This is a genomic window from Bacillus stratosphericus (assembly GCF_020524495.1).
Lineage (GTDB): Bacteria > Bacillota > Bacilli > Bacillales > Bacillaceae > Bacillus > Bacillus stratosphericus_B.
Genome location: NZ_JAIVLB010000008.1, coordinates 52293 through 76585 on the forward strand (window position 1 = coordinate 52293; position 24293 = coordinate 76585).

Below are 24293 nucleotides of genomic sequence, written 5' to 3' on the forward strand. Positions count from 1 at the left end.
ATCTTATTTTATTTTTGGGCAGGGTGCTTACGTAAACCGTTTCTTATGAAAGATCGAAAAAATTCATCATAAAATAGGCAGCCGAAGCTTATTGAAAATGTCGTCCTGTTCGCTCAATAAATTTATCGATTGGATATTGAAGGCTGTTTCTGAGAACGTATAAAGTTTTTGATGCCTGCGATGTATTTAAATTACATTGCATATAGGTCATAAGGGTGCGGAAAACATCCCGATCAAAGACTGTTTCTTTAAATGCATCAGAAATAGCGTTAGAAACACGGAGGCATCATATTGAATGAGGGATGAAAAATTGGTAAAGTATTGTAACCCCTGATCTAAGATTTCCTCGTTGCATGTAATGCTCGTTTGGTTGTAAAAAGACGGAATCTGTTAGAAAGTCACTTGTGATGGCCTGAGACAAATCATTTGGACGATTTAGTTCACCTTTTTCAAAGAATGTGTTTGTCAGTTGTTGGTTAGCTGATGATATGGTGTCCGTAAACAAGCTTAAACTTTTCTAAATAGAGAGGCTCCTTAAACAGTTTAATCATAGACATGGAATAGCATTAGTTCGTGGATTTCTTCTTTTAAGGTTGGTTCGACTTCATATGGCGGAAGCTGGGAGCCCCATTCTATATCACCTGTTTTGTGGTAAATGCCTTCATAGTGTGCACCATTGTGGAAAAAGGATATTTTCCAGCCTGGCATTTGTGCTTTTCTAAAAAGGGGTTTCCATTGAAAATGAGAAATCATATCTTCATTGCCTCCTTGCTTTTATTGATGAAACAATAAGTACATACGACAATACGGAAACAACCTTTGCATTTGATTGTATTGTATCTCATCTAGTGAAAATAGCATAGGAAAAGCATAGATTTAAGACCACCGTCACGAGAATAGAAAAACAATCAATTGACTGTAGCGTGGTCTGTAATAGTGAGTGCTGTTTGTGATAGGTAAGAAGAGTAATCCACGATTCTTTTGCCAATGAGCCATTCTGAGTTTTTCAATGACGCATGCTGGAAAATCTCACGACCGGGACGAGAATTGGCTTCAAACATCCAAATAGCACCAGTGTGATCAATTCCTAAATCAAAGCCAATTTCACCAATAAAGCCTGGCATTTTTTCATCTATCACCTGACTAAGGGTGATAGCGGTTTCAGAAAGCTGTTGCAGCATCTGTAATCGCGTCTTTGCTTCAGGAAAGACAACATTCAGTGTTTTGACAGTTCCACCATGTAACTGATGGGTGGTGACTGTGTGATCTCCTGAGGCTTTTGCCGCTACTGCCGTGACTGTCCAATGACCGTTCTTATTTTTATTTGTATGAACTCTGAAATCCAGCAGTTGGTTCTCTATTTGCAGCAATTCAATGCCTTGTTGGGCTATATAGTCATGAATGACACAATCCTTTCGGAATTGTTTAATAAAATCGTCTACTGATTCATATCGAATGCCCATTCCTCTATTTGTACATATAGTCATCCCGCTTTCCGTTGCTGTTAACCGATAAATACCGTCTCCGTGACTTCCATTCATCGGTTTTAAGTAGATAACATGATGAAGATGGAGAAGTGTTTTGATTTTCATTATAACATCAGCAGGATCTAATTGTATGGAATGGGGGAGGAAGAACATTGTTCGCTCATCTGTCATTAGTTGGTCATGAATATGCCATTTATTAAAAAAATAAGGGTTGAACCAAGGGAAATCATATTCTTGAGTGAGTTTTCGCTTTGTTTCCTGAACAAATGCTGACTGAGTAGCTTTTCTATTTGGAAGCCGGTCATAAACAACAGATGGCAGAGGAAGTCGTTTTTTGATCCATTTTTTCTGCTGATACAGCAGTCCTTCTACTGTTCCTCGTTCCCAATCAATAGAATGAGTGCCAAAAAGGTAGGCAATACCAGCGTGTTGTCTGAAAGATTGTAGAAGCTTGATAAAAAAATCTGACCTTGCTCCTAAAGGCTGCGATTTCTGCTCAAAGCCAGCAGTGAAAATACCGATGAGTGGCCCTATATAAAGGGCTTGATCAACGATTACTACATCAGCTTTTGATTCGTAAGGAATCAGTAAATCACTGTATATATCTGCTGATAATAATATTTTATGTGAGTGTTGATGGTAGGAAATAGTGAATCCGTCTACTAAATGAGACCCTAAAGCAACGGAATGTATCTCTATTTGCTGTTTAAATTGAATAGGAAGATGTACTGTCTTTTCACTTGTGAGGTGAGATACGATGGTGAAACGTTTTTTGTTCATAAAGAACCTCCTTCGGCTGAGACATTGTAGATTGCGCATATTCAAGAATGATGTTGATCAATTGATTTTCTTTTTCAGGATAAGTTTTTAAAAAGGAGGTTCTTCCTGGCTTGGAACTGACATTTGAGATGAATAGTTTTCCTTCATTTGTATGAAGTAGATCTACAGCAAATTCTATGGAGGGAGAGAAGCTTTTATCTAAATACGCTGGAAGAGATGACTGAATGGATACGATATCATCTAAAAGAAGCTCATTGATATTTGGCTGCAATGAGTTTAAATAGTGATTAAATCCTAGCACATGAACTGAATTTTGTGTATTGTTTAAAAGGCTATTTTCTGCTGGTGATTTTGTATGAATCCCTATGCGTTTCCATTGATTTTGTGATTGTTTCATAAGGGAAATTCTGATTTCATTAAATAAAAATTCTTTTTGATCATTTGTGTTAAAAAATTGGAGGAAATATCGACCAATATACTTTCTGCACCAGCGCTCAATCTCTGATGGACCAGAAAATGTAATGACTTGCTTGTGATGAAGTTGAACAGTAAATGTTGATTTGTCCTTTAAGTAAATGAAGTAAGTGGGTGCTGCATGCTGTTGAGAGAGCGGCTGCATTTTACAATATCCCTCCCCCTTGACCATGTTGAACAGATCTGAAGGCTCATTCAATAATGAACAGACAGGTAAATATGGCTGTAAAGGAGAATGAAGATAGAGCTGCTCGAATAGCGTCATTTTATTTGGGAGCCCAGTATTCAAAAATGCTGTTTTTGGATACTTTTTTAACCATTCCATGATTGGTTTTGCTTTTTTAGATTGAGTGTCATGTTGATAAAGACATCGATCGTAAATCAAGTCAGGAATCGGAAATTCTGCGTTTGTAAACCCTTGACCAATCGTATATTTTTGACCTTGGATCAGATTTGAAGCAGGCTTTAAATCAAGAGGTGTAAAACGAACGACCTCTAAATCAAAAGAAGAGGCAGCTTTGGCAAGCTAAAGTGTGAATCCCTCTTCATGCTGCAGAGAAAGGGTTACAATGCCTAATGTTAACGTCATGAAAAAACACCTACTTTTCTACTTCAATTTTTAACACCCCAAAATCACATATTCAGGATTTTACATAAACCTTCTGTTCCTTTATCATTACGACAGATCACTTTATCATATGTCTCATTGAATGCTTCATTTGCTTGGGATCTTGACAACAACTATAATACGTATAGATAAAAACAATAAACATTGGGTGTTGTTTGAAAGGTAGATGACGACTTTGAATATATTCACAACATTTGTCTTTATGATTGTGATAGGAGCAGTAATAGGAGCAACGACAAACCATCTTGCGATTAAAATGCTTTTTCGTCCTTATAAGCCATATTACTTATTTGGGAAAAAGCTTCCATTTACACCAGGCCTCATTCCTAAAAGAAGAGATGAAGTAGCCAAGCAAGTAGGTGTCATGGTCATGGAGCATTTGCTGACGCCAGAAGGTATTCAAAAACGATTTGAATCGTCGGAGGCAAGGCAAGAGATATTGCATACAGTCCATCGATATATTGACAAGGGGGCTGAGATGGAGATGTCAGTAGTGTCCTTGTTAGAAAGATACGGCATGTCACAGGCTGATATAAAAGCGGATGAATGGGTCCACCAATGGTCAGACAAAAAACTCCATTCACTACTTGAAAAATATGACCAGCAAACTTTATTTGAACTGCTCCCGCAGGAAGTCGAAAACAAGCTCTCATCAAAAATTCCAGATGTAGCAGAGTATATTTTAAATCGGGGTATTCATTACTTTGAAAGTGAGGAAGGAAAAGCACGGCTTAGCAATATGATCGATGACTTCTTAAAAGAACGAGGAATGCTTGGCAGTATGGTTCAAATGTTTCTTGGGAATTCAAGCTTAATTGATCGTGTACATCCCGAAATCATCAAGTTTTTAAGAAATGCAGAAACAAAGAAGTTTTTATCAGATTTGCTTGTTCAAGAATGGGACAAGATAAAGCAGTTTTCTCTTCATGAGCTTGATGAGAAATGGAATGTGAAAGAGCTTGTCTTTAGTGCGAAAAGGCAATTGCTTTCACATTTCTCTACAAAGCTGATTTTAGACAGATCAGTTGGAACATATGTCAGTGCTGTGGCGGATGATCTCAAAATTCACTTTGCACCAGTGCTGGTAGATAAGGGGATGAAAGCGGCATCGAATGCTTTAGAGGGGCTGCTAGCGAAGCTCCAATTTGAAGAAGTCATTCGTGAGCAAATTGAACTTTTCCCGCTTCAAAAAATGGAGGAGCTTGTAATCAGTATTTCAAATAAAGAACTCAAAATGATTACGTTCTTAGGCGGTTTTTTAGGCGGATTGATCGGCGCAATCCAAGCTATCTTTGTCACGTTATTCTAAGACAAGTTAGAGAAATTTTGATGAATTCATTGTATATATGTGAAACGAAAGCCATAGTTTGTTATAGTGGAGTGGTGTCCGCCGATCATATCGGTGATAACGGATAGAAAGGAGACATAACATGTCTGTAAATCTTTATGATGTTGCATATGACCTTGAAAAAGCACTGCGTCATAGCGAAGAATATTCAACTTTAAGAAATTTTTATGATGAGGTAAACGAGGATGAGTCCTCTAAAAGAATGTTTGAGAACTTCCGTGACATTCAAGTAAACCTTCAACAAAAACAAATGACTGGTCAAGAGATTACACAAGAAGAGGTTGAGCAAGCTCAAAAAACAGTTGCGCTTGTGCAGCAGCACGATAAAATCTCTCAGTTGATGGAAGCAGAACAACGTGTGAGTGTGCTCATCGGTGAGCTAAATAAAATTATCATGAAGCCTCTTGAAGAACTTTATGGAAATACAGAAGAAAATTAATGGAAAGGGCGAATGTCATCGCCCTTTTTTATTTGACATCTCATCAGGACATCTTTAAAAAAAGGTTGTCTAAGCTCAAAAATTTTGCGATAATACTTATTGAAAGTGCTTTCAATGAGTGCTCTCATGAACAATTGGGTGCGTTTCACTTGGGATTTAAGGCGATGAGCCAAACGAGAAGCGCTTCTGGGAGAAACGCAAAGCATAAGGGGATCTGATATAAGCAATGCTTTGGTGTGTTAAGATTAGGGGATCATGGGGAGCTTCATCACTCCTCCATTGTTACGCATCCAAACCATACATAAAAAAAGCCTAGGGGTAGGCTTTTTTATTTACCTTTCATTCATATAAAACAGTGATTGCTTGAACTGCATGTTCTAAAGCACCTAGCTAGGGCATATCCTCATCGTAAGTACAGTCATCAAGAAGGGGGATGCCTCAGTGTCAAAAAAACTACTTGCACTCAATATAGATGGAACATTACTTCGTTCCAATGGAAAAATCCACTCCGCTACTAAAGAAGCTGTGGAATATGTAAAGAAAAAAGGGGTTTACGTGACGATTGTCACAAACCGGCATTTTCGATCAGCACAAAAAATTGCCAAGGCGTTGAAAATTCCAACTTCAACACTTGTGACACATAGTGGTGCATTTATCGCTGATAAACTCGATGAGCCGCTTCATGTGAAAAAATTAACGGAAGAAAAAACATTTAATCTTGTTCAAATTCTTGAAAGCTTTGATTGTAATGTGCGCTTGCTGCATGAAAAATTCTCTATCGGAAATCGAAAAAAAACACAGTCTCAACTTATGGGAAAAACGTTGATTCATCCGTCTGATCCGATCTTCTATCCCGTTCAATTTGTTGAATCATTAAGTGATATGCTTATGGATGAACCGGTCAGCACACCTGTGATTGAAGTGTATTCGACCGAAGAGCTTCAGCCTGAGATTCACAAGACAATTCAACAAGCGTTTCCATCTGTTGACCTGATCAAAATCAGTCATGAGAAAATGAATATTGTTTGTAAAGGGGTTTCTAAAGAAACGGGACTTTCTCTTTTAACCTCAGCGTTAGGTTTTACATTAGAAGATACGGTCGTCATTGGCCACGGGATAGATGATATTCCAATGCTTGAATTAGTTGGTCTAGGTGTTGCTATGGGAAATGCACCTCATTCGGTCAAGCGTAAAGCCGATTGGGTGACACGTTCTCATGATGAACAGGGTGTCGCTTATATGATCAAAGAATACTTTAGAATGCAGCAAAGAGAAGGCTTTTTACATCAATTTGATATTAAACGATAAAACGGTGAAGGGCCCTGTCAATCATGAAATGACAGGGCCTTCGTCTGTTCTCTTCATTGCTTTCCCTAGATGAATTTTGTAAAATGAAACAAGTTTGAAGATAAAGGTGATACGATGCGAATTTTAATCAAAGGGCTGTCTGATGAACGATTTCATCGCCCGCTTGTCAATATAGCAAATTTATTTGAAGAAGATAGTGAAGTACAGTTTATTCCAGACGAACTGTATGATGGTCTAGTGATGGTACTTAGCTGGAAAGAGGAACATGGAATGGTTGAAGCATCTGGTCATATCGCGGGGTCAGACGTAAACAGTTGTTTTACAAGAGCTGTTCCAGAGGGTTTGAACGACAAGGAACGCTGGAAGCAAATCAAAAACACGGTGCTGTCTGTTTATTTACACTTGCTTCAGGAACATACAGGAATCACGCAAAAATGGGGAATCCTCACAGGAATACGTCCTACGAAATTACTTCATAAAATGCTCAGAGAAGCCATGACAAGGGAAGAGGCACATGCTGCATTAAAGCGTGATTATTTCATTCATGATGAAAAAATCAATTTGATGCAGGAAATTGTCGACCGTCAAATACAAGCGATTCCAGATTTGTATGACCTTCAGCAGGAAGTGAGTATTTATATTGGTATTCCTTTCTGCCCAACGAAATGTGCTTATTGCACGTTCCCTGCTTATGCCATTAAAGGACAAGCTGGAAGAGTGGGGACGTTTCTTTTTGGGTTGCATTATGAGATGCAAAAAATAGGCTCATGGCTCAAAGAACATGGTGTTAAAGTAACGACCGTTTATTTTGGTGGGGGCACTCCGACGAGTATTACAGCGGAAGAAATGGATTTGCTGTATGAAGAAATGTATCGTTCTTTTCCTGATGTGAAACACATTAGGGAAATCACTGTAGAAGCTGGACGTCCTGATACCATTTCGCCTGATAAGCTAGAGGTGCTAAACCGCTACAATATTGACCGAATTAGCATTAATCCACAATCGTATGAGAATGAAACACTGAAAGCCATTGGCCGTCACCATAGTGTCGAAGAAACGATTGAAAAGTATCATTTATCAAGACAGTACGGGATGAATAATATTAACATGGACTTAATTATTGGTTTGCCGGGGGAAGGGCTGAAGGAATTTCAGCACTCTTTGCAGCAGACTGAAGAACTAATGCCTGAATCTTTAACTGTGCATACACTCTCATTTAAAAGGGCGTCTGAAATGACACGCAATAAGGAGAAATATCAAGTGGCAGACCGACAGGAAATCATGCGTATGATGGATGAAGCGGTTGCTTGGACGAAAGCACATGAATATCATCCATATTATTTATATAGACAAAAAAACATCTTGGGGAATCTCGAAAATGTCGGGTATTCATTAGATAGACAGGAAAGTTTGTATAATATCATCATTATGGAAGAAGTGCAGACGATCATTGGAATTGGTTGCGGTGCGGCCAGTAAATTTATTGATCCACGATCAGGAAAAATTACGCAGTATGCCAATCCAAAAGATCCAAAATCGTATAATGATCGCTATGAGCACTATACGGAGGAGAAGATTCAATTCCTTGAGTCATTATTTATTTCTCACATTTAAACACTGTGGTGACGCAGTGTTTTTTTCATTTATAAAAGGGTATATAAAGGTTAAAGCAGGTGTACATATGGTTGTGTGATCGGAATTGGAACTGGGCCCTTCACATTTAGGATTACAGCGTTATTAGAGGAGTATGAAGATATCACGTGCTATTTTTTGAACAGGAGTTCGAGTTTGCTTGGCATGCTGGTTAAATGAACTGATTTGCAAGTTTCCTTTCTAGCGGGCCTTGTGACGATAGAAAATCCAAGGAGTAAATATACTTTTTTAATTATCAAAGAGGTTTCACAGATTCTAATAAATATATTTCTTTTTTCAACAATTACGCTTATTTTAGTATCAATTGATCTGAAATTTTTTGTTTAGAGGAAAAGGAATTGTTCGATGGAAAGGGAAGTAAGTCATAAGCTCAAAAAGAAAGAGGGGTATGGATGATGACATATATCAATTGTCAGTTAGACGGGGATATTTTTGAAATCATTTTCAATAGGCCGGAAGCTTATAATGCATTTCATGTTGATATGTTTGCAGAACTTAAGGAGGCGTGTGATACAGCAAGTGAAAGCAGTGCAAAAATCGTTGTGCTGAAGGGAATGGGAAAAGGGTTTTCAGCAGGCGGAGATATTGGAATGATGCTGAAACAAGATCGCGAGGAAGATTTCCATCGTGTGATGGATTTAATCGAAGGGATTACACTTTCTCTAGCCCGTATGAAAAAAGTGACGATCGCGCTTGTTCACGGGGCGGCGGCTGGTCTTGCTTTTAGCTTTGCTCTAAGCTGTGACTATTTGTTTATACATCAGAAGGCAAAACTAGCCTTGAATTTTAATGGAATAGGGTTAATTCCAGATGGCGGAGGACATTTTTTCCTCACTAAAAGAGTAAGCGAACAAACCGCCAAACAATTAATTTGGAGCGGACAAAAGCTGTCGGCTGATGAAGCGCTAAAGCTGGGTCTCGCAGACGGCGTGTTTCAAGAAGAGGTTGATATGTATCAAAAAGCTTGTGTGAAGCCATTTGTCAACATGCCGCTTCAAGCATTTATTGAAACAAAGATGATCTATTTTCAGCAGTCAGAATCACAACTGTTAGCAGTTCTTCAAAAGGAACGAGCAGCGCAGGCAAGACTCAGACAAAGTCATGATCATAGGGAAGGCATCCAAGCCTTTTTAGAAAAAAGACGACCTGTGTTTCATCAAGTATAAACGAATGTAAGGCCGGCGAGTGCCGGCTTTTTAACGTTCAAATAAAAGAAGCTTGCCTGCATCATCAACGAGCCGATGAGAATGCTTCGTGTATTGTTGTTCGATTAGGCGATGACGTCCTAATTCCTTTGCCTTTTCATCACTATCCGTGGTGATTTTTTCATTTATTAAGGTCTCACCTGACCGATCAAATACGGTCAAAAAGTATGTCTTCTCCATTTCTCATCTTCCTCTCTTCTGTTTTTTAATGTAATTAAACAAAGAGTAAGGCAAAACCTCTTTTTTTCCTTCAAAAATGTGTTTTTTAGAATCAGAGCGATAGAACGTGCATTCGTAAAAATAGCATGATAAAATATGGACAACTACAGTATCGTAGAAGGAGATAGACGTTTGACTAAGCTCACCTTTATTCACGCCGCAGACCTTCATTTAGATAGTCCGTTTACGGGAATATCGAAAATACCAAGCCAAATATTTAAGAGGTTGAAAGATAGTACATTTCAAAGTGCCAAGAACATGTTTGATCTTGCCATTGGTCGAGCAGTAGACTTTGTGCTGCTGAGCGGAGATTTATTTGACGAATCAAATCGCAGCCTGAAAGCACAGCTTTTCTTAAGAAATCAGTTTTTAAGGCTGCAAACACATGGGATCGAAGCTTTTATTATTTATGGTAACCATGATCATTTAGGTGGTGAATGGACACCAATTGAGTGGCCAGAGAATGTCCACGTTTTTTCGAGCAGTACACCAAGTGAACAATCCTTTTATAGAGGAGAGCAGCTTGTCGCAAGTATTTATGGATTTAGTTACAAAGAGCGAGCTGTGTATGAAAATATGACGTCTCATTACATCAAAACGACAGATGCTGCTTACCAAATTGCGATGCTTCACGGCACATTAGCGGGACAAGAAGGACATGATGCGTATGCACCATTTCAGCTTCAGCAGCTCCTTTCTCAGGATTTCGATTATTGGGCGCTTGGACATATTCATAAGAGGGCCCTTCTACATGAAGACCCATTGATTATTTACCCTGGCAACATGCAGGGAAGACATATAAAAGAAACAGGAGAGAAAGGCTGTTACTTCGTTCACCTATCCGATACTTCTGAGACAGCGGAGTTTATTGGCTGTGCTGATGTCATCTTTGAGACATTGACAATAAACATCACAGAAACGGCTCATATGACGGATCTTGTAACGCTTGTGGAAAAAAAGATCTGTGAGCTGAAAGAGCGGGGCGTTCCTCATTTTGTGAAAATTAAATTGATTGGTGATGCACCAGCTTATTTTGAGCTTGCGCAGCTAGAGGTGCTAGAGGAGCTGCTGGCTGTTCTTCATGAGCAGGAAGAAGATGAAGACGTGTTTGTTTGGGTGATGTCTATTGATTGTCGTACAAACGAGGATGTTGTCTATCCAGAAGATTCCTTTTTAAAGGAACTCACATCAGAAATTGCCCAGTTTGAGGCGTATGAAGAGCTGCTCTCACCGATCAAGCGTCATCCAACCTATAGGAAGTCAGGAAAAGCCCTCACAAAAGAGGATGAAGGGGATATAAAAGAAGAAGCGCAAAGGTTGCTGACAGAACAGCTAAAGCAATTATGAGAAAAGGAGAGGCATAATGAAAATACGTTCACTCCATATTGCGAATTTCGGGAAATTTTCCAATCGAACCTTTCACTTTTCTAGTGACGGTTTTCAGCTCGTTTATGGTCTGAATGAATCGGGGAAAACGACATTGAAGGCATTTATTGAATCGATGTTATTTGGTTTTTCGAAAAGCAAAATGTATAAGTTAAAGCAGGGATCATTTTATGGCGGCTTCCTCACTTGTTTAGATGATGAGTTAGGTGTCATTCATATTGAAAGAACGTCCGATCGAGGCGGTCAAGCACAGGTGTTGCTACCGAATGGTGAAGTAAAAGACGAAGCTTTTCTGTGCACTATTTTAAAGGGAACGGACCGCAGATTATTCCAGTCGATTTATTCATTTGATGTGTTTGGACTGCAAAATGTTCAAGCCTTAAACCAAGACCAAATTGGTGAGTTTCTTCTCTTTTCCAGTTTATTTGGCTCAGATGCGGCCTCCAAGATGGATAGCAGGCTTCTAAAGCAGCAGGAGCAGCTTTTTAAACCCAATGGACGCAAGCCCGAATTAAACCAACAGCTTAATCGTATAAAAGAGCTTACAGGCGAGCTGAAACAGGCCAAATTGATAGCATGGCGTTATGCTGAAAAGAAACGGGAACAAGCCCAATTAACAGAGGGGATAGAAGAGCTTCAACAAGAAATAAAGCATGTAGAAGAAGATATTCAACAATTGAATGAACATATTCGCCTTTATCCTTTGATAGAGAAAAAGGTGGAGTTAAAAAAAGAATTAGGGCGTTATCCAAAGCGAGTCAAACAGTTTAGACAAGAAACCGAGCATGAACTCGATAAATTAGAATCGCACCTTCACCCGAAGAAGGCTCAATTGACAGCACTGAAGCAGAAATTAGATCACTTGCAAACATCACTAGGGCAAGTTCAACCACTCTATGACAAGGATACGTTCATGGAGATGAAGCGTCTCATTAATGAGTCCTTTGATGATGAGCTTGTGACGAAGCGCTTAGCAGAAGGTAAAGCAGAAAGTCATTTATTAAAACAAAAAATAGAAGAAGCGACAGCGAAGCTGAAGTGGCAGCGTCCCATCAGGCTGGATCAGATCGATGATTCACTAGATTTTGAGTGGGAATTAAAGGAGGCTGTCAGCCAATACGTTCGTTTAATGGATAGAAAGGCACAACTAGACGAACGCTTTGATCACGCAAGACATGAGTTAGAAGAAGCGGAAACCGCTCTAAAAGGATTAAAGGATCAGCAAGTCAGGCAGCAGGGTGCAGAAGATGTCAGAGGAACAAGAGCCAAAGAGAAACAAGTTCATTATCGAACGTGGTTATTCCCGCTGATGTTTTTGTTTGATGCTGTAATTCTGCTCATCTTATTCTTTTTAGCAGAGTGGTGGGTGACTTTGCTGTTTGCAGGGTTTTCTGTTTTTGTCTTCACAGCATTTTCTCCATTACTTAAAAATACAAAGATGAGCCATGGAGGAAGAAGCGAAAATCATGATTATTTTCAAATTCAAGCAGCTTCAGCTGAAACGCTTGTGAGGCAAAAGGAACTTCTGTACGAAAGAATCATAAGGCAATATGAAGACTGGGAGCGAGAGCTAGAACCTGTTCAGCAGCACGTAGAGGAAATGAAAAGCCAGCTAGGCTTGTCCTCAGAGCTTTCTTTTCTCGTAGAAGCCTTTCATATCCTGAAACAATTAAAAACGAATTCAGCGGCATATGAGGCGCTTGCTCAAGAAATAGAAGCGCTTACTCATCAGCAATCAAACTATAAGCAAAGAGTGTCAGCGTTAAGCAGCCGCCATCTCCAAAGTAAAGAAGGAACCTTTCAAGAAAGCATCTCAGCCTTTCAGGAAGTATTGAAAGATGAGGCAAAAAGAGAAAAAGAACGTCAGACATTGAATGTATCCATTCAACATGTAAAACAGCAGCTGACAACGCTAGAAGGAGAAATCCAATATTACGAAAAACAAACAGGCGAGCTCTTTTGTCAAGTAGAAGCAGAATCAAAAGAAGATTACCATTTACTTTCTCATCTATCTAAAGAATACCGGGAGCAGCTGTACAACTTGCAGCAGCTAAATCAAGAGCTGCATAGAAGCGGTGTTTTTGATGAAGAAGAATGGATTACTCGTAAAGGATTGCGCAGCCTTGAGGAAGAGTGTGCAGAAGCGAAAAAGCGTCTACATGACATTCAACAGAATTTGACCAATATGGAGAAACGCTCAGCAGAACAAGCAGTGGAAATTCGGCAAATGGAAGCTTCAGGTACGGTGTCTGATTTGACTCATCAGCTTGCAGTAGAGCAGGAGCATGCGAAGCACCTTGTGAAAAAATGGGCGGGAATCCAGCTTGTTCGCTTCGTTATTCGTGAAAAATTGAATGAACATAAAGAAACAAGGCTGCCAGCACTGCTTCATACAGCTTCCAGCTTTCTTCAGCCGTTAACGAATGATCGATATGAAACGATCTTGTTTTCAACAGAAGATGACCGGCTGATTGTGAAAAGGATGGATGGACGAATATTCCGACCAGAAGAGCTTTCACAGGCAACATGTGAACAAATTTATCTCGCGATTCGTTTTGCGCTCGCTTTGTCTCACCAGCAAGATTGTCACCTTCCGTTTATGATGGACGACAGTTTCGTACATTTTGATCATGTTCGTCTAGGACGAGTGCTGGAGATGATGAATGAACTGACTTGTTTTGAGACACAACTGTTTTATTTCACTTGTCATCATCATATGAAACAAGCAGCAGTAGGTGGCCAGGTTACGAGTTTAGCAGTTGAATGATTTACAAATAATGACTTATGTTATACTTAAATAAGCAGAAACATGGAAGGAGCTTTTATTGAATGGCTAAAGGGATTATGACCTATGATGTCGGCGAACAAGTTGACCTGCATTTATTAATTAAATCATCTACTAAAGGTATTGCGAGCAATGGCAAACCATTTTTAACGTTAATTCTTCAAGATCAAAGTGGAGATATTGAGGCGAAGCTGTGGGATGCAAAGCAGACTGATGAACTTACATATGCACCACAAACAATCGTGAAGATAGTAGGTGACATTCATCATTATCGCGGGAGGAATCAGCTGAAGCTTAGGAATATACGCCCTGTTGCTGAAAACGAGCAAATTCGAATTGATGATTTTTTAGAAACAGCTCCTATTCCAAAACATGATATGATGGATACGATTATGCAATATATCTTTGATATGAAAAACCCTAATATTCAGCGTGTCACAAGACATCTGATCAAAAAATATGGACAGGAATTTGCTGATTATCCAGCAGCTACAAAAAATCATCATGAATTTGTCTCTGGTCTTGCCTATCACGTAGTGTCCATGCTTCATTTAGCGAAATCAATCGTTGACCTATATCCATCATTAGATCGAGATCTTTTATACTCAGGAATCATTCTACATGATTTAGGGAAAGTCAAAGAGCTTTCGGGTCCAGTCTCCACCACATATACAGTCGAAGGGAACTTAATTGGACATATTTCCATTATGGTGACAGAAATTGCGAAAGCCGCAGAAGAGCTGGGAATTGATTCAGAAGAAATTCTGATTTTACAGCACTTAGTACTGAGTCATCATGGAAAAGGGGAGTGGGGAAGTCCTAAACCACCAATGGTGAAGGAAGCCGAAATTCTCCACTATATTGATAATTTAGATGCGAAAATGAACATGATGGATCGTGCCCTTGAACATGTGAAGCCAGGAGAATATACAGAACGTATTTTTGCATTAGAGAATCGTTCGTTTTATAAACCAACCTTTCATCATAAATAAGAATGTCAAAGCGTCCGTTTAAAGCGGGCGTTTTTTTTCATAACTTGTCTTCTTGTCGCATAAGCATGTAACACAAAGGAAAAGAGGGATGTTCTGAAAAAAAGGAGGCGATGACAAGATGTTGTTTTTTCCATGGTGGGTGTATGCGTGTACCATTGGCATTATTTTCTGTGCATATAAATTAATGACGACAGCAAAAGAAGAGCAAGAGATTGATCAATCCTTTATTGAAAAGGAGGGAGAAATCTTTATCGAGCGAATGGAACAAGAAAGAGAGCGCAGACATCAGGATCAGCAAGTGAAAAGATCAGAGGAAACTGCGAAACATGAGGACCATTCGATTGCTTAAACATCTGTTCATACAAAAACCCCCTCTACGCATTCAATCGAAGAGGAGGTTTTTTTGTGATTATTGGTTTTGGTTTTGTGTTGTTTGTTGAGATTTTTCTTTAAACGTCTTTTGAAGCTCTTTGTCTTTTACTTTTACATCGGCATCTTTCACCAATTTATTTAAGATCGTTTGGATTTCATTTGTGTCTGCTTGTTTTTGATCAAGCACTTCTTTTTTTAAGTCAGCTTTCATGTCATCGTATTTTCCGCGTTCTTCGGTCTTTTTAATGATATGGTAACCGAATTGTGATTTCACTGGTTGACTGATTTCATTTACTTTTAGCTTGAATGCAGCTTTACTGAAATTCTCATCCATTTGGCCATCTTTTGCGAACCAGCCGACATCGCCGCCTTCTGCTGCTGAAGCCGTGTCAGTTGAATATTCAGACACAAGGTCATCCCATTTTTCACCTTTATCTAATTTCTTTTCTACTTCTTCAGCTGTTTTCTTATCAGCAACTAAAATGTGGCTCGCGCGGATTTTTCCTTTTAGGTCATCGTAATACGCTTTTACTTCTTTATCAGTGATTTTGATGTTAGCTTTGGCAGCCTTTTGAGTCAGTAGCTCATATTTCACTTGATCTTTGATGTAATCTTTTCCAAATTCATCTTGAAGTTGTTTTAGACGGTCTTCACCAAGTGTCTTTTTATATTCTTCCATTTTCTTATCAATTTCTTTATCTGATACTTTGTATTTGTCAGCAAGAACCTTTTGTTGAACAAGTAGATTTAAAGCATCTCCACCCGCTTGTTTCTTAAGAGTTGTATAAAGCTCTTCTTTTGTGACATCTCCTGATTTTGTTGTTGCGATCACTTCTTTATCACCGCTACTGCATGCGCCAAGAGTTAAAACACTTACTGCTGTTACAGCTGCTAAAGCCATTTTTTTCATTCAAAAAACACTCCTAATCTTTCCAATTTATTTATCATTGCTTGTATCATAACATATTGTGACACGCTGTAAAAAGAAATGCAAATGGGAGGGCATCCGTCTAGTCAAAATTTTGCTCACGACATACATATATAGTGATCACAAAAAGGAGGCTGAATTATATGGGAGCAGGATATTCTAATGGATTTGCTTTATTGGTCGTGCTATTCATTTTGCTGATCATCGTTGGTGCAGCATATCTTTACTAATTAAATCGCTGTTATAGAAGGAGCCGTCCTGCCATGCGTGCGGGCGGTTCTTTTTTAAAACGATGACATGTGCCTAAACGTTTTCAATTTAACTGCATACACTGAGCTTAGAACAGAGGAAGAACTGGCAGGAGGTGTTTTCACATGGGAGGAGAAGTTTTTGCTGGCGGTTTTGCACTAGTCGTCGTGTTATTCATCTTATTGATCATTATCGGTGCATCTTGGATTTGTTAATCGATCATATAACACAAAAGGCTGCCCTCATACAGGCAGCTTTTGCTTTGAGCTTAAATAGAAATGGTAATTTCAACAAATGATGAGATAAGTAAAATCAGTATTGATACATTGATAAAGCGAAACACCTTATCTTGCCGTTCTTCAGGAATCTCTCTGACAAGGCATAATGTATTAGTAAGCCTGTTTATTGAATACACAATAAACGCGGCAAAGGCGATGAAGTAAAATAAAACTATCGGAGATCCCCCCTCTCTATGCTATTCCCATACTACATTACCAAATTTTTTATGAAAAAGATAGAAGTTGGCTTTAAAAACCTCATGATGAGGAAGTTTGGTCAACTAAAATATCAAACTCGTCTTTGGCTTGATCGATGATACATGATTTTGGTGCTTTTAGCAGTTTCCATGCAAATAAAAAGTCAGGCAAACAATAGCCTGCATGAATACTTGCGATGATGATAAAATAGTGTGCGTACATTGGAAATGCTATGCCTAAAACAAAGTAAACAGGTGAGATGACACAAAACGGGCTGAGCAGGGAGAAAAGCATCACTCTTTTTGGCACGCGCTGCCAGCAATTTCGTTTAAATAACGTCATTTTTTTCTTGTTCTTCATGACCGGAATCAAGTGAACCACACGATGGACAAGCAGTGTCGCAAGTAAAAGCACGGCAAAAAGCGGTGCATTGTGACTACTTAGTTTCGTTTCAGGATGAGTCAGTTGAAAACATAAAAAAGCAAAAATGAAAAAGAGTATAGCAAGACTTATTGCTGAAATGATCATTCTCGTATAACCATAATCCTTTTCCAGATTAATGGTCTTCCAACAATTCATTTTTCATCCTTCCAATCTCAAAAATCTAATTGAATATCTCAAGATAATTTACTCTTCCTGAGGATAAAAATCAATGGTTTTCGTGAAAAAAAATAAAATGTTACATTCATATGGAATAAAGAGAGGAAACTTTGGTTTTTTCAAGAAAAAATGACATAAGGGGAAAGTTCGTCTCTTTCGTCAATGAGTCATTTCGGCTAAAATAGAAAGAATAAGAGAAAGAGGTAACGTACATGAGTATTGAGGAACGAATGAGCCAGCTCGAATATTATATGGAACTTTTACTAACGACGACTGATATGAGCCGTTATCCATATTATGCGCTATTGATTCGGCAGCGTGTATCTAAGGAAGAGGCAACAGACATTGAGCGTATTTGTGCTGAGCTTTCAGACGAAATGGACAAACAAAAAGCACAAGGCTATGTCATGTTCGACGATCTCCTTGCGCTTTTTGCTGGTCAGTTAATTGAGAAGCTAGATGTTCATGAAACGATTTTTGCTCTCCATGCTCAAGGGCTGTTTCAGCCGTTAATGAATGAATTTATAAAGATCATTAAACAATTTGATTTGCTTTAGCCGCTTTTTCTGAATCTTCAAGTTCCTCAGGCTTTTTCGTGACTTTCCCATGCTCATTCAAAAAGTCCTTCTCAATATTTGAAAACGATTTCTCAAAAATCTCCATGAAATCCTCACCATAAATGTTTCGGATAATACACATCATTTCTAAAATTTCAGGGAACTTTCCGTAAATGTCATGAAGCGGCTGTGCGCCTTTGACAATTCCAGTTCGGGCCGGGTCGTAATTTTCGAGTAGTTTATGGAATGTCTCTTCGCCTTTTGGCGTTAGCTCAATATACGTATTGCGTTTATCGTTTAACTTTTTAGAAAATTTTAAAAATCCTCTTTCCTCCAGTTTTTTGGAGAAGTTAAACGCCGTTGATACATGCATGACGCCAAACTTTGCAATTTCTGATATTGAAGCTCCTTTTAATTGATATGCAATCCACAAAATATGATGTTCATTGATATTCAGGTTATACGGTTTGATCCACTGCTGCCAGTCTTTCTCAATGGATTTCCAAAGAGCTTTACTCAATTGGGCCATTCTTTGACTGAATAAAAGTGCTTCTTTTACATCGAAAGGCTGTTCCGAATGATTCATCCATTTCACCTACTTCTCTTTTTCTTGTAATTCTATTATGCCAATAAAATAAAGATTAATAAAGCTGAAAATTCAAGAATTTTAAAAAGTTATGAAAAACATTGACAAAATAACCTTTTTTCATCAAAAAAAGTGCGGGATACGCACCCCGCACACTTTTGTAAACGAATATTTTTGTGAGCATATTAGTTTTGTAAGGTTTTCTCCAGTTGTTTAAGCTTTTCCTCAATTTCCTGAATTTCCTTTTGTAAGTCCTGCCGATGAGGTTTGATTTCTTCTCGCCATTGCTGAATAGATGTTTGTAATTCAGATCCAACCTCTTTGATGACCTCTGCACTTTCTTTTGCTGTTTCAACAATTTGCTCTTTTAAAGCTTGCCCGTCTTTTTTTAATCTTGTTAGCGTATCTTCGAATTTGTCATAGCTGTCTTTCACCTTTTCGCGTACATCTCTGCCAGAAGAGGGAGTCGTCAGGAGCACTGCCGCACCTCCGAGGAGACCGCCTACAAATAATCCTGTTAATAAAGAACGTCCACTAGCCATTCAAATCACCTCTAGTCAAATTTTACACATTCGCATGTTCTCTCTGAGCTGACGATCAGCTTCATTGAACTTCCATACATAGCTTGCTTTATTTTAGCATACTTTTGAAGAAAAGGGAGGGGAGAAGGTTGTCTGTCTTTCTGTTCGTTTTTACGTGTATGGGTGTTGTGTTCACATGTGGTTCCATTCATTATATAAGACAGCTTGGGTATGCAGGGTCATATCCGCCAAAACATGTATTAAAACAAAAAGCACTTGTGTGTGCAGCAGGTGCAGGGATTTCGCTCTCCATTTTGCTGCTCACCCTTTTTCTTTTATAAAAGCATGAAAAGAACCTCTTCATTTGATGAAGAGGTTCGGTTATTCGTTAAGCGACTTCTATCATTCTTGCACGCTTTAGAATGGACTGAGCAATCGGGAAGACAAATACCATCGCGATGGTATTAATCACGGCTGCTGGTAGGACAACGCCCACAAGAAGTGCCGGTAATGCAGTTGGCAGTCCAGTAATCAGTAAAGCAGCAGATAGGAAAATAATGCCTGATACAATGGTTCCAATGGCTGTTAATACAGCAGTCAGCATCACTTTGTTCTTCATCTTTTGACAAGATAAGAAAAGGGCTAAGAAGATAAAGGCCGTCACCGGTTTATCAATCATATTTGGAATTTGTCCGCCGGGGAAACCTGTTGTCAAAGCGGAAATGACCCCAGTCACTAGGGCAATGACGACTACATGCTGTACCTTAGGGAAAAGGATGATGCTTAAAAACATCATGACCAGCATCATATCAGGTTTCATTCCGAAGAAGATGGGCGGGAAAATCGTATGCAAAACAGCTCCCATTGCTGCAAGCAATGACATAATCACTAATTCTTTTGTTTTCATTTCTATGCTCTCCTCTGCTAAGCTCTTAAAGGACTCTCCAATAATATGGCTCATCATTTATTGCAAGAGTCATCACTTTTATTTCTCGTTATTATAACAAATTTATTTCACGATAGGAAAGTTTTTTTCTCATTTTCTTGCTGGAACTTTTTCATAAAGTCCGCAAGCTTTTGGCAGTCTTCTATAGACACCGCATTGTAAATAGACGCTCTGCATCCACCGACGGAACGGTGTCCAGCAAGTCCAACCATTTGTTCCTGTTTTGCTTTCTCCACAAAAGATGTAGTGAGCGCATCATCACGAAGGGTAAACGTGACATTCATATGTGAACGGCTATCAGAGCGGGCATGCCCTTTGTAGAAACCATCACTTTGATCAATCGTATCATAGAGAATGGCTGCTTTTTGTTCGTTGCGTTTTTCCGCTGCTTCTACGCCGCCAGCGTTTTTGACATGCTCAAGAACAAGAGACAGCATATAAATCGCAAAAGTTGGAGGTGTGTGATAAAGAGAGTTAGCTTTTGCGTGTGTTGAATACTTTAATATCTTTGGTGTACCGCTTTTTTCTTTCTTTAATAAACGTTTGTGCGCGATCACAATCGTGATACCAGAAGGCCCTAGGTTTTTTTGTGCCCCGGCATAAATGAAATCAAATGAAGAAACGTTTATTTTTTTGCTGAGGATATCACTGGACATGTCGGCAATGAGTGGCAATGAAATGTCAGGGAATGTTTTCCACTGAGTACCGAAGATCGTATTGTTCGATGTGATGTGCAAGTAAGCCCCATCGGTCAAACTGGATCCATCTACATCAGGAATATACGAATAGTTCTCATCTTCGCTTGAGGCAAACACAGACGTCTCACCAAACCCTTTTGCTTCTGACAATGCTTTTTCTGACCAAGCCCCCGTTTGAATGAAATGAGCGGTCTCGCCTTCATGTAAGAAGTTCATTGGAATCATCGCAAATTGAAGACTTGCCCCGCCTTGTAAAAAAAGGACCTCATAATCTTCTGGAATGTCCATCAGCTCCACCAAAAGCGTTTTTGCTTTATTATGGATCTCTTCATATTCACCGCTGCGATGAGAAAGCTCCATCACAGACATCCCAGTTTGTTTAAAATCAACAAGTTCTTCCTGTGCTTTTTGAAGTACTTCTAGCGGCAGTGCCGCCGGACCAGCATTAAAATTCGTCGTTCGCTTCATCACAATCTCTCCCTATTTCTCGCGTTAATGGATTAAAAGATAAAACCATCCTATCACAAATTTGAGGGATTTGGACAAAAATTTGAGTCGTTCTAAATATCTTACGGTATGGATGGAAGAGATGGATGCCTAGAAAAAGGGGGAGAAAAAGAAAAACCTCAAATCTATTAAGATGAGGTCAGTCGTTTCTGGATGGCAGAAGAAATGTCTGCTAAATCCTCTGAAGTGTATTGCTCTTGATGTGATTTCCATACTGCTCCAAAACCATCTCCTTTGCCGTAGCGTGGAATGATATGCATATGGTAATGGAACACTGATTGTCCGGCTTTTTCACCGTTGTTATTAAGGAGGTTTAAACCGATTGGTTCAAATTCCTGTTTGATTGCTCTTGCAATTTTCGGAATGGCTTGGAAGTAATGATTAGACACTTCTGATGTCATTTCATAAATGTTTTCTTTATGTATTTTTGGGATAACAAGGGTATGTCCTTTGGTTACTTGGCTAATATCAAGAAAAGCCAATACATGCTCGTCTTCATATACTTTTGCACATGGAATATCTCCATCAATGATTTTGCAAAAAATGCAGTCGCTCACGCCATGTCACTCCTCATTATTTTTTCTTTATCGTATCACAAAAAGAAGCAAAAAAGGAAACAGGATAAAACGAACTCCTTTGGTCGCTTATCCTGCTCCTGTAGAAGAAATGCTGATACTTTCAATCGATATGCCTTTTGAATTCTCCATTTACACGAATAAAGAATTCATATGCCTGCTATTTCTGCCGTAAACACCTCATTTGACGTTTTGGTTTGTCGAATACAAGATTGTATAGGACACAAAAATCAAGAATCAGTGAAGCAAAACAGGAGCTAAGGTTTTTAGACGAAAACCCAACTTGTCATGCGGTTCTTTGCCTTTAACAAACACCTCATTTACGTATTGGTCATCAAGTTCATTTCTTCTACATTCCATTATGATGACCAATGCGCTCATTTTTTATTCATGTCTCGACTATAGGTAAACATTTCAAATTATCTTTCGTTTTTGGTACTATAAAGGAAAAAAGAAAGAAAGGAACGAACTCATGTCCCTTTTAACTGTAAAAGATGTAACGGGCGGATATACGAAAAATCCCGTTCTAAAAAATATTTCATTTGAACTAGAAAGAAATCAAATCGTTGGTCTCATTGGCTTAAACGGAGCGGGCAAAAGTACAACCATTCGTCATATCATCGGATTGATGAAACCGCATAAAGGTGTGATTGAACTGAATGGACGAACCCTTCAAGAAGATCAAGAGGCTTATCGTTCGCAATTTACCTTTATTCCAGAAACACCCGTCTTATATGAAGAGTTAACGCTAAAAGAGCATTTAGAGCTGACAGCGATGGCGTACGGTCTTTCAAAGGAACAATTAGAAGAACGTCTACCATCATTGCTGAAAGAATTTCGAATGGAGAAACGTTTAAAGTGGTTCCCTGCTCATTTTTCCAAAGGAATGAAGCAAAAGGTCATGATTATGTGTGCGTTTCTTGTAGAACCAGAGCTGTATATTATTGATGAACCGTTTTTAGGGCTTGATCCACTTGCGATAAATGCGCTGTTGGAACGTATGAATGCTGCGAAGAAAAGCGGGGCTAGTGTCCTGATGTCAACGCATATTTTGGCGACAGCTGAACGTTATTGTGATGCCTTTATTATTTTGCACGAAGGGGAAATTAGAGCGAAAGGGACACTGACAGAGCTAAGAGAGCAGTTCAAAATGAGAGATGCAACACTCGATGATCTTTATTTGGAATTAACAAAGGAAGAAAGTTATGAGTAAAACAACGCAAACCATTTGGAAATCACGATTAGAGGAACACGTACAAGAAACAAGAAAATATTTAAAATACATGCTCAATGATCATCTTGTCATTGTGCTTATTTTTCTCCTTGCAGGTGGAGCGAGCTGGTATAGCGGTTGGCTTAAACATATCCCAACCCACTTCCCTTCGTATTGGTTGATGGCCGTTGTTTTCTCTTTGGTGTTGACGAGCTCTTACGTGAGAACGTTGATTAAAGAGGCAGATTTGGTGTTTTTGCTTCCTTTGGAAGGAAAGATGGAGCCTTATTTAAAGCAAGCCTTTAACTTTAGCTTCATTTCTCAGCTATTTTCTTTAATTGCTGTATCGATTATCGCACTCCCTTTTTATTCGGCTGTCTCTTCAGGAGACTTGGTGCTGTACGCCCTTATTTTGGCGCAAATGATTCTGGTAAAGGGTCTGAATACAGCGATTCAGTGGCGGATCACTTATTTTCAAGGAAAACATGTCAGGTGGCTTGATGCAGCGCTTCGTTTTCTATTGAATACGATTTTAATGTACTCCGTTTTACAGTCAGTCTATGCGATTACAATCGTTTTCTATCTTTTATATGCTGTCTATCTTATTTACTTAACAATTGCAGTGAAAAAACAGCCTTTTCAATGGGAATTGCACATTTCTGATGAATTAAAGCGGAAGCAGCGCTTTTATCGCTTGGCGAATTTATTTACAGATGTGCCTCACTTAAAAAAGCAAGTGAAGAGAAGAGTTTATATGGACTGGCTCTTGCAGTTTGTACCATACGAGCAGCGTAAAACTTTTTCTTACATGTATGTGCGGGCGTTTTTACGTTCAAATGACTATATTGGACTTGTGTTTAGGTTAACGGTCTTGTTTGTGCTCATCATCCTGTATACAGGTGCAGCAGATTGGGTGGGCGCTTTACTTGTGTTGTTCACAGTATTTATCACAGGTGTACAGCTTGTTCCATTAACGAAACACTTTGCTCATCTTTCGTTACAGTCACTTTATCCAGTCTCAAAGCAAGAAAACGATCGAAGCTTTTTTGTTCTCGTCCGTAATGTGCTCATCATTCAATCAATTCTGCTTAGCTGTGCGCTTTTGCCAGCAGGAGGATGGAAGGGAAGTGGACTTGCTCTTCTCATTTCATTGGCATTTGTGCTTGTCCTATTCAAACCTTACGTACAAAGTCGATTAAAAAAGATGAGATAAGTGGAGATATGTTTTTGACAGCGAACGTATGATGACATCAAGGAGGGGACCGGATGAATGCAGCTGAACGGGAGTTGTTTAAAGAGGTCATTCTTTTTCAAACGCATTTTTAAGAAAACCTCCAAAGCTTGAGCGGTTTTCAAAAGGA

Annotated in this window: 29 protein-coding genes; 16 read left to right on the plus strand and 13 right to left on the minus strand. The window is 39.0% G+C overall.

Annotated features, from left to right (window positions below):
* Positions 1–88 precede the first annotated feature (88 nt).
* The 4 genes from LC033_RS17185 to LC033_RS04785 form a co-directional block, all read right to left on the minus strand.
* Complete coding sequence (locus LC033_RS17185; protein WP_376776406.1) at positions 89–211, minus strand: helix-turn-helix domain-containing protein; 123 nt, start codon at positions 209–211, stop codon at positions 89–91.
* 332 nt (positions 212–543) lie between these two features.
* A complete protein-coding gene (locus LC033_RS04775; RefSeq protein ID WP_226567113.1) occupies positions 544–753 on the minus strand; it encodes a YheE family protein in 210 nt (69 codons plus the stop codon).
* 155 nt (positions 754–908) lie between these two features.
* Entirely contained in the window at positions 909–2267 is a 1359-nt protein-coding gene (locus tag LC033_RS04780) for a YheC/YheD family endospore coat-associated protein (protein WP_226567114.1), read from the minus strand.
* On the minus strand, positions 2224–3066 hold the full coding sequence (locus LC033_RS04785; protein ID WP_226567115.1) for a YheC/YheD family protein: 843 nt from the start codon (positions 3064–3066) through the stop codon (positions 2224–2226). Before LC033_RS04785 ends, LC033_RS04780 begins: the two co-directional genes overlap by 44 nt.
* A gap of 478 nt (positions 3067–3544) precedes the next feature.
* Here LC033_RS04785 and LC033_RS04790 point away from each other — a divergent pair, with 478 nt between their 5' ends.
* The 6 genes from LC033_RS04790 (at position 3545) to LC033_RS04815 (ending at position 9283) form a co-directional block, all read left to right on the plus strand.
* Positions 3545–4678 carry a DUF445 domain-containing protein gene (locus LC033_RS04790; protein ID WP_226567116.1) on the plus strand — a complete coding sequence of 378 codons (1134 nt, stop codon included), beginning with the start codon at positions 3545–3547 and terminating at the stop codon, positions 4676–4678.
* A 121-nt stretch (positions 4679–4799) separates the two neighbouring features.
* Positions 4800–5156, plus strand: a complete 357-nt coding sequence (locus LC033_RS04795; RefSeq protein ID WP_226567117.1) for a YlbF/YmcA family competence regulator — start codon at positions 4800–4802, stop codon at positions 5154–5156.
* Positions 5157–5597: 441 nt separating this feature from the next.
* Positions 5598–6464 (plus strand): Cof-type HAD-IIB family hydrolase, encoded by an 867-nt coding sequence (locus LC033_RS04800; protein ID WP_226567118.1) that lies wholly within the window; start codon positions 5598–5600, stop codon positions 6462–6464.
* 114 nt (positions 6465–6578) lie between these two features.
* Positions 6579–8078, plus strand: a complete 1500-nt coding sequence (locus tag LC033_RS04805) for a coproporphyrinogen III oxidase (RefSeq protein WP_226567119.1) — start codon at positions 6579–6581, stop codon at positions 8076–8078.
* Positions 8079–8282: 204 nt separating this feature from the next.
* Positions 8283–8444 carry a SidA/IucD/PvdA family monooxygenase gene (locus tag LC033_RS04810; protein WP_226567120.1) on the plus strand — a complete coding sequence of 54 codons (162 nt, stop codon included), beginning with the start codon at positions 8283–8285 and terminating at the stop codon, positions 8442–8444.
* 65 nt (positions 8445–8509) lie between these two features.
* Entirely contained in the window at positions 8510–9283 is a 774-nt protein-coding gene (locus LC033_RS04815; RefSeq protein WP_226567121.1) for an enoyl-CoA hydratase, read from the plus strand.
* Positions 9284–9313: 30 nt separating this feature from the next.
* On the opposite strand, the gene LC033_RS04820 is transcribed toward LC033_RS04815, so the two are convergent.
* Positions 9314–9502 (minus strand): YhzD family protein, encoded by a 189-nt coding sequence (locus tag LC033_RS04820; protein WP_226567122.1) that lies wholly within the window; start codon positions 9500–9502, stop codon positions 9314–9316.
* A gap of 171 nt (positions 9503–9673) precedes the next feature.
* On the opposite strand from LC033_RS04820, the gene LC033_RS04825 reads away from it, so the two are divergent.
* From LC033_RS04825 to LC033_RS04840, 4 genes are all read left to right on the plus strand, one after another.
* Positions 9674–10888, plus strand: coding sequence for a metallophosphoesterase family protein (locus LC033_RS04825; protein WP_226567123.1), 1215 nt, complete (start codon positions 9674–9676; stop codon positions 10886–10888).
* A gap of 16 nt (positions 10889–10904) precedes the next feature.
* Positions 10905–13694 carry an AAA family ATPase gene (locus tag LC033_RS04830; RefSeq protein WP_226567124.1) on the plus strand — a complete coding sequence of 930 codons (2790 nt, stop codon included), beginning with the start codon at positions 10905–10907 and terminating at the stop codon, positions 13692–13694.
* A 62-nt stretch (positions 13695–13756) separates the two neighbouring features.
* Positions 13757–14704 carry a 3'-5' exoribonuclease YhaM gene (gene yhaM, locus LC033_RS04835; protein WP_226567125.1) on the plus strand — a complete coding sequence of 316 codons (948 nt, stop codon included), beginning with the start codon at positions 13757–13759 and terminating at the stop codon, positions 14702–14704.
* Positions 14705–14822: 118 nt separating this feature from the next.
* The gene (locus LC033_RS04840) at positions 14823–15053 is read left to right on the plus strand and encodes a sporulation YhaL family protein (RefSeq protein WP_226567126.1); all 231 of its coding nucleotides are present in this window, start codon (positions 14823–14825) and stop codon (positions 15051–15053) included.
* A 60-nt stretch (positions 15054–15113) separates the two neighbouring features.
* Here the strand turns inward: LC033_RS04840 and LC033_RS04845 are convergent, their stop codons facing one another.
* The gene (locus tag LC033_RS04845; protein WP_226567127.1) at positions 15114–15986 is read right to left on the minus strand and encodes a peptidylprolyl isomerase; all 873 of its coding nucleotides are present in this window, start codon (positions 15984–15986) and stop codon (positions 15114–15116) included.
* Positions 15987–16147: 161 nt separating this feature from the next.
* Between LC033_RS04845 and LC033_RS04850 the strand changes: the two genes are divergently transcribed.
* Together LC033_RS04850 and LC033_RS04855 are read left to right on the plus strand one after the other, a co-directional pair.
* Entirely contained in the window at positions 16148–16234 is an 87-nt protein-coding gene (locus LC033_RS04850; protein ID WP_008361129.1) for a YjcZ family sporulation protein, read from the plus strand.
* Between the two features lie 144 nt (positions 16235–16378).
* Complete coding sequence (locus LC033_RS04855; RefSeq protein WP_017360317.1) at positions 16379–16468, plus strand: YjcZ family sporulation protein; 90 nt, start codon at positions 16379–16381, stop codon at positions 16466–16468.
* Between the two features lie 53 nt (positions 16469–16521).
* On the opposite strand, the gene LC033_RS04860 is transcribed toward LC033_RS04855, so the two are convergent.
* Both LC033_RS04860 and LC033_RS04865 read right to left on the minus strand, forming a co-directional pair.
* Positions 16522–16707 carry a hypothetical protein gene (locus LC033_RS04860; protein ID WP_226567163.1) on the minus strand — a complete coding sequence of 62 codons (186 nt, stop codon included), beginning with the start codon at positions 16705–16707 and terminating at the stop codon, positions 16522–16524.
* An 82-nt stretch (positions 16708–16789) separates the two neighbouring features.
* Positions 16790–17308 carry a DUF3267 domain-containing protein gene (locus tag LC033_RS04865; protein ID WP_226567128.1) on the minus strand — a complete coding sequence of 173 codons (519 nt, stop codon included), beginning with the start codon at positions 17306–17308 and terminating at the stop codon, positions 16790–16792.
* A 233-nt stretch (positions 17309–17541) separates the two neighbouring features.
* Here LC033_RS04865 and LC033_RS04870 point away from each other — a divergent pair, with 233 nt between their 5' ends.
* Positions 17542–17886 carry a YhaI family protein gene (locus LC033_RS04870; protein WP_226567129.1) on the plus strand — a complete coding sequence of 115 codons (345 nt, stop codon included), beginning with the start codon at positions 17542–17544 and terminating at the stop codon, positions 17884–17886.
* Here the strand turns inward: LC033_RS04870 and LC033_RS04875 are convergent.
* Together LC033_RS04875 and LC033_RS04880 are read right to left on the minus strand one after the other, a co-directional pair.
* Positions 17864–18472, minus strand: coding sequence for an HTH-type transcriptional regulator Hpr (locus tag LC033_RS04875; protein WP_226567130.1), 609 nt, complete (start codon positions 18470–18472; stop codon positions 17864–17866). The two genes, LC033_RS04870 and LC033_RS04875, sit on opposite strands and share 23 nt — an antisense overlap.
* A 185-nt stretch (positions 18473–18657) precedes the next feature.
* Complete coding sequence (locus LC033_RS04880; RefSeq protein WP_226567131.1) at positions 18658–19014, minus strand: YtxH domain-containing protein; 357 nt, start codon at positions 19012–19014, stop codon at positions 18658–18660.
* 128 nt (positions 19015–19142) lie between these two features.
* Here LC033_RS04880 and yhzF point away from each other — a divergent pair, with 128 nt between their 5' ends.
* Complete coding sequence (gene yhzF / locus LC033_RS04885; RefSeq protein ID WP_226567132.1) at positions 19143–19334, plus strand: membrane protein YhzF; 192 nt, start codon at positions 19143–19145, stop codon at positions 19332–19334.
* Positions 19335–19381: 47 nt separating this feature from the next.
* On the opposite strand, the gene LC033_RS04890 is transcribed toward yhzF, so the two are convergent.
* The 3 genes from LC033_RS04890 to LC033_RS04900 all read right to left on the minus strand — a co-directional run bounded on the left by LC033_RS04890 (position 19382) and on the right by LC033_RS04900 (position 21701).
* Positions 19382–19900, minus strand: coding sequence for a tryptophan transporter (locus LC033_RS04890; protein WP_226567133.1), 519 nt, complete (start codon positions 19898–19900; stop codon positions 19382–19384).
* 107 nt (positions 19901–20007) lie between these two features.
* Positions 20008–21105, minus strand: coding sequence for a 3-phosphoserine/phosphohydroxythreonine transaminase (gene serC, locus LC033_RS04895; protein WP_226567134.1), 1098 nt, complete (start codon positions 21103–21105; stop codon positions 20008–20010).
* A gap of 167 nt (positions 21106–21272) precedes the next feature.
* A complete protein-coding gene (locus LC033_RS04900) occupies positions 21273–21701 on the minus strand; it encodes an HIT family protein (protein WP_226567135.1) in 429 nt (142 codons plus the stop codon).
* A 490-nt stretch (positions 21702–22191) separates the two neighbouring features.
* On the opposite strand from LC033_RS04900, the gene LC033_RS04905 reads away from it, so the two are divergent.
* Together LC033_RS04905 and LC033_RS04910 are read left to right on the plus strand one after the other, a co-directional pair.
* Entirely contained in the window at positions 22192–22932 is a 741-nt protein-coding gene (locus LC033_RS04905) for an ABC transporter ATP-binding protein (protein ID WP_226567136.1), read from the plus strand.
* A complete protein-coding gene (locus LC033_RS04910; RefSeq protein WP_226567137.1) occupies positions 22925–24145 on the plus strand; it encodes an ABC transporter permease in 1221 nt (406 codons plus the stop codon). Before LC033_RS04905 ends, LC033_RS04910 begins: the two co-directional genes overlap by 8 nt.
* Positions 24146–24293: the final 148 nt, after the last annotated feature.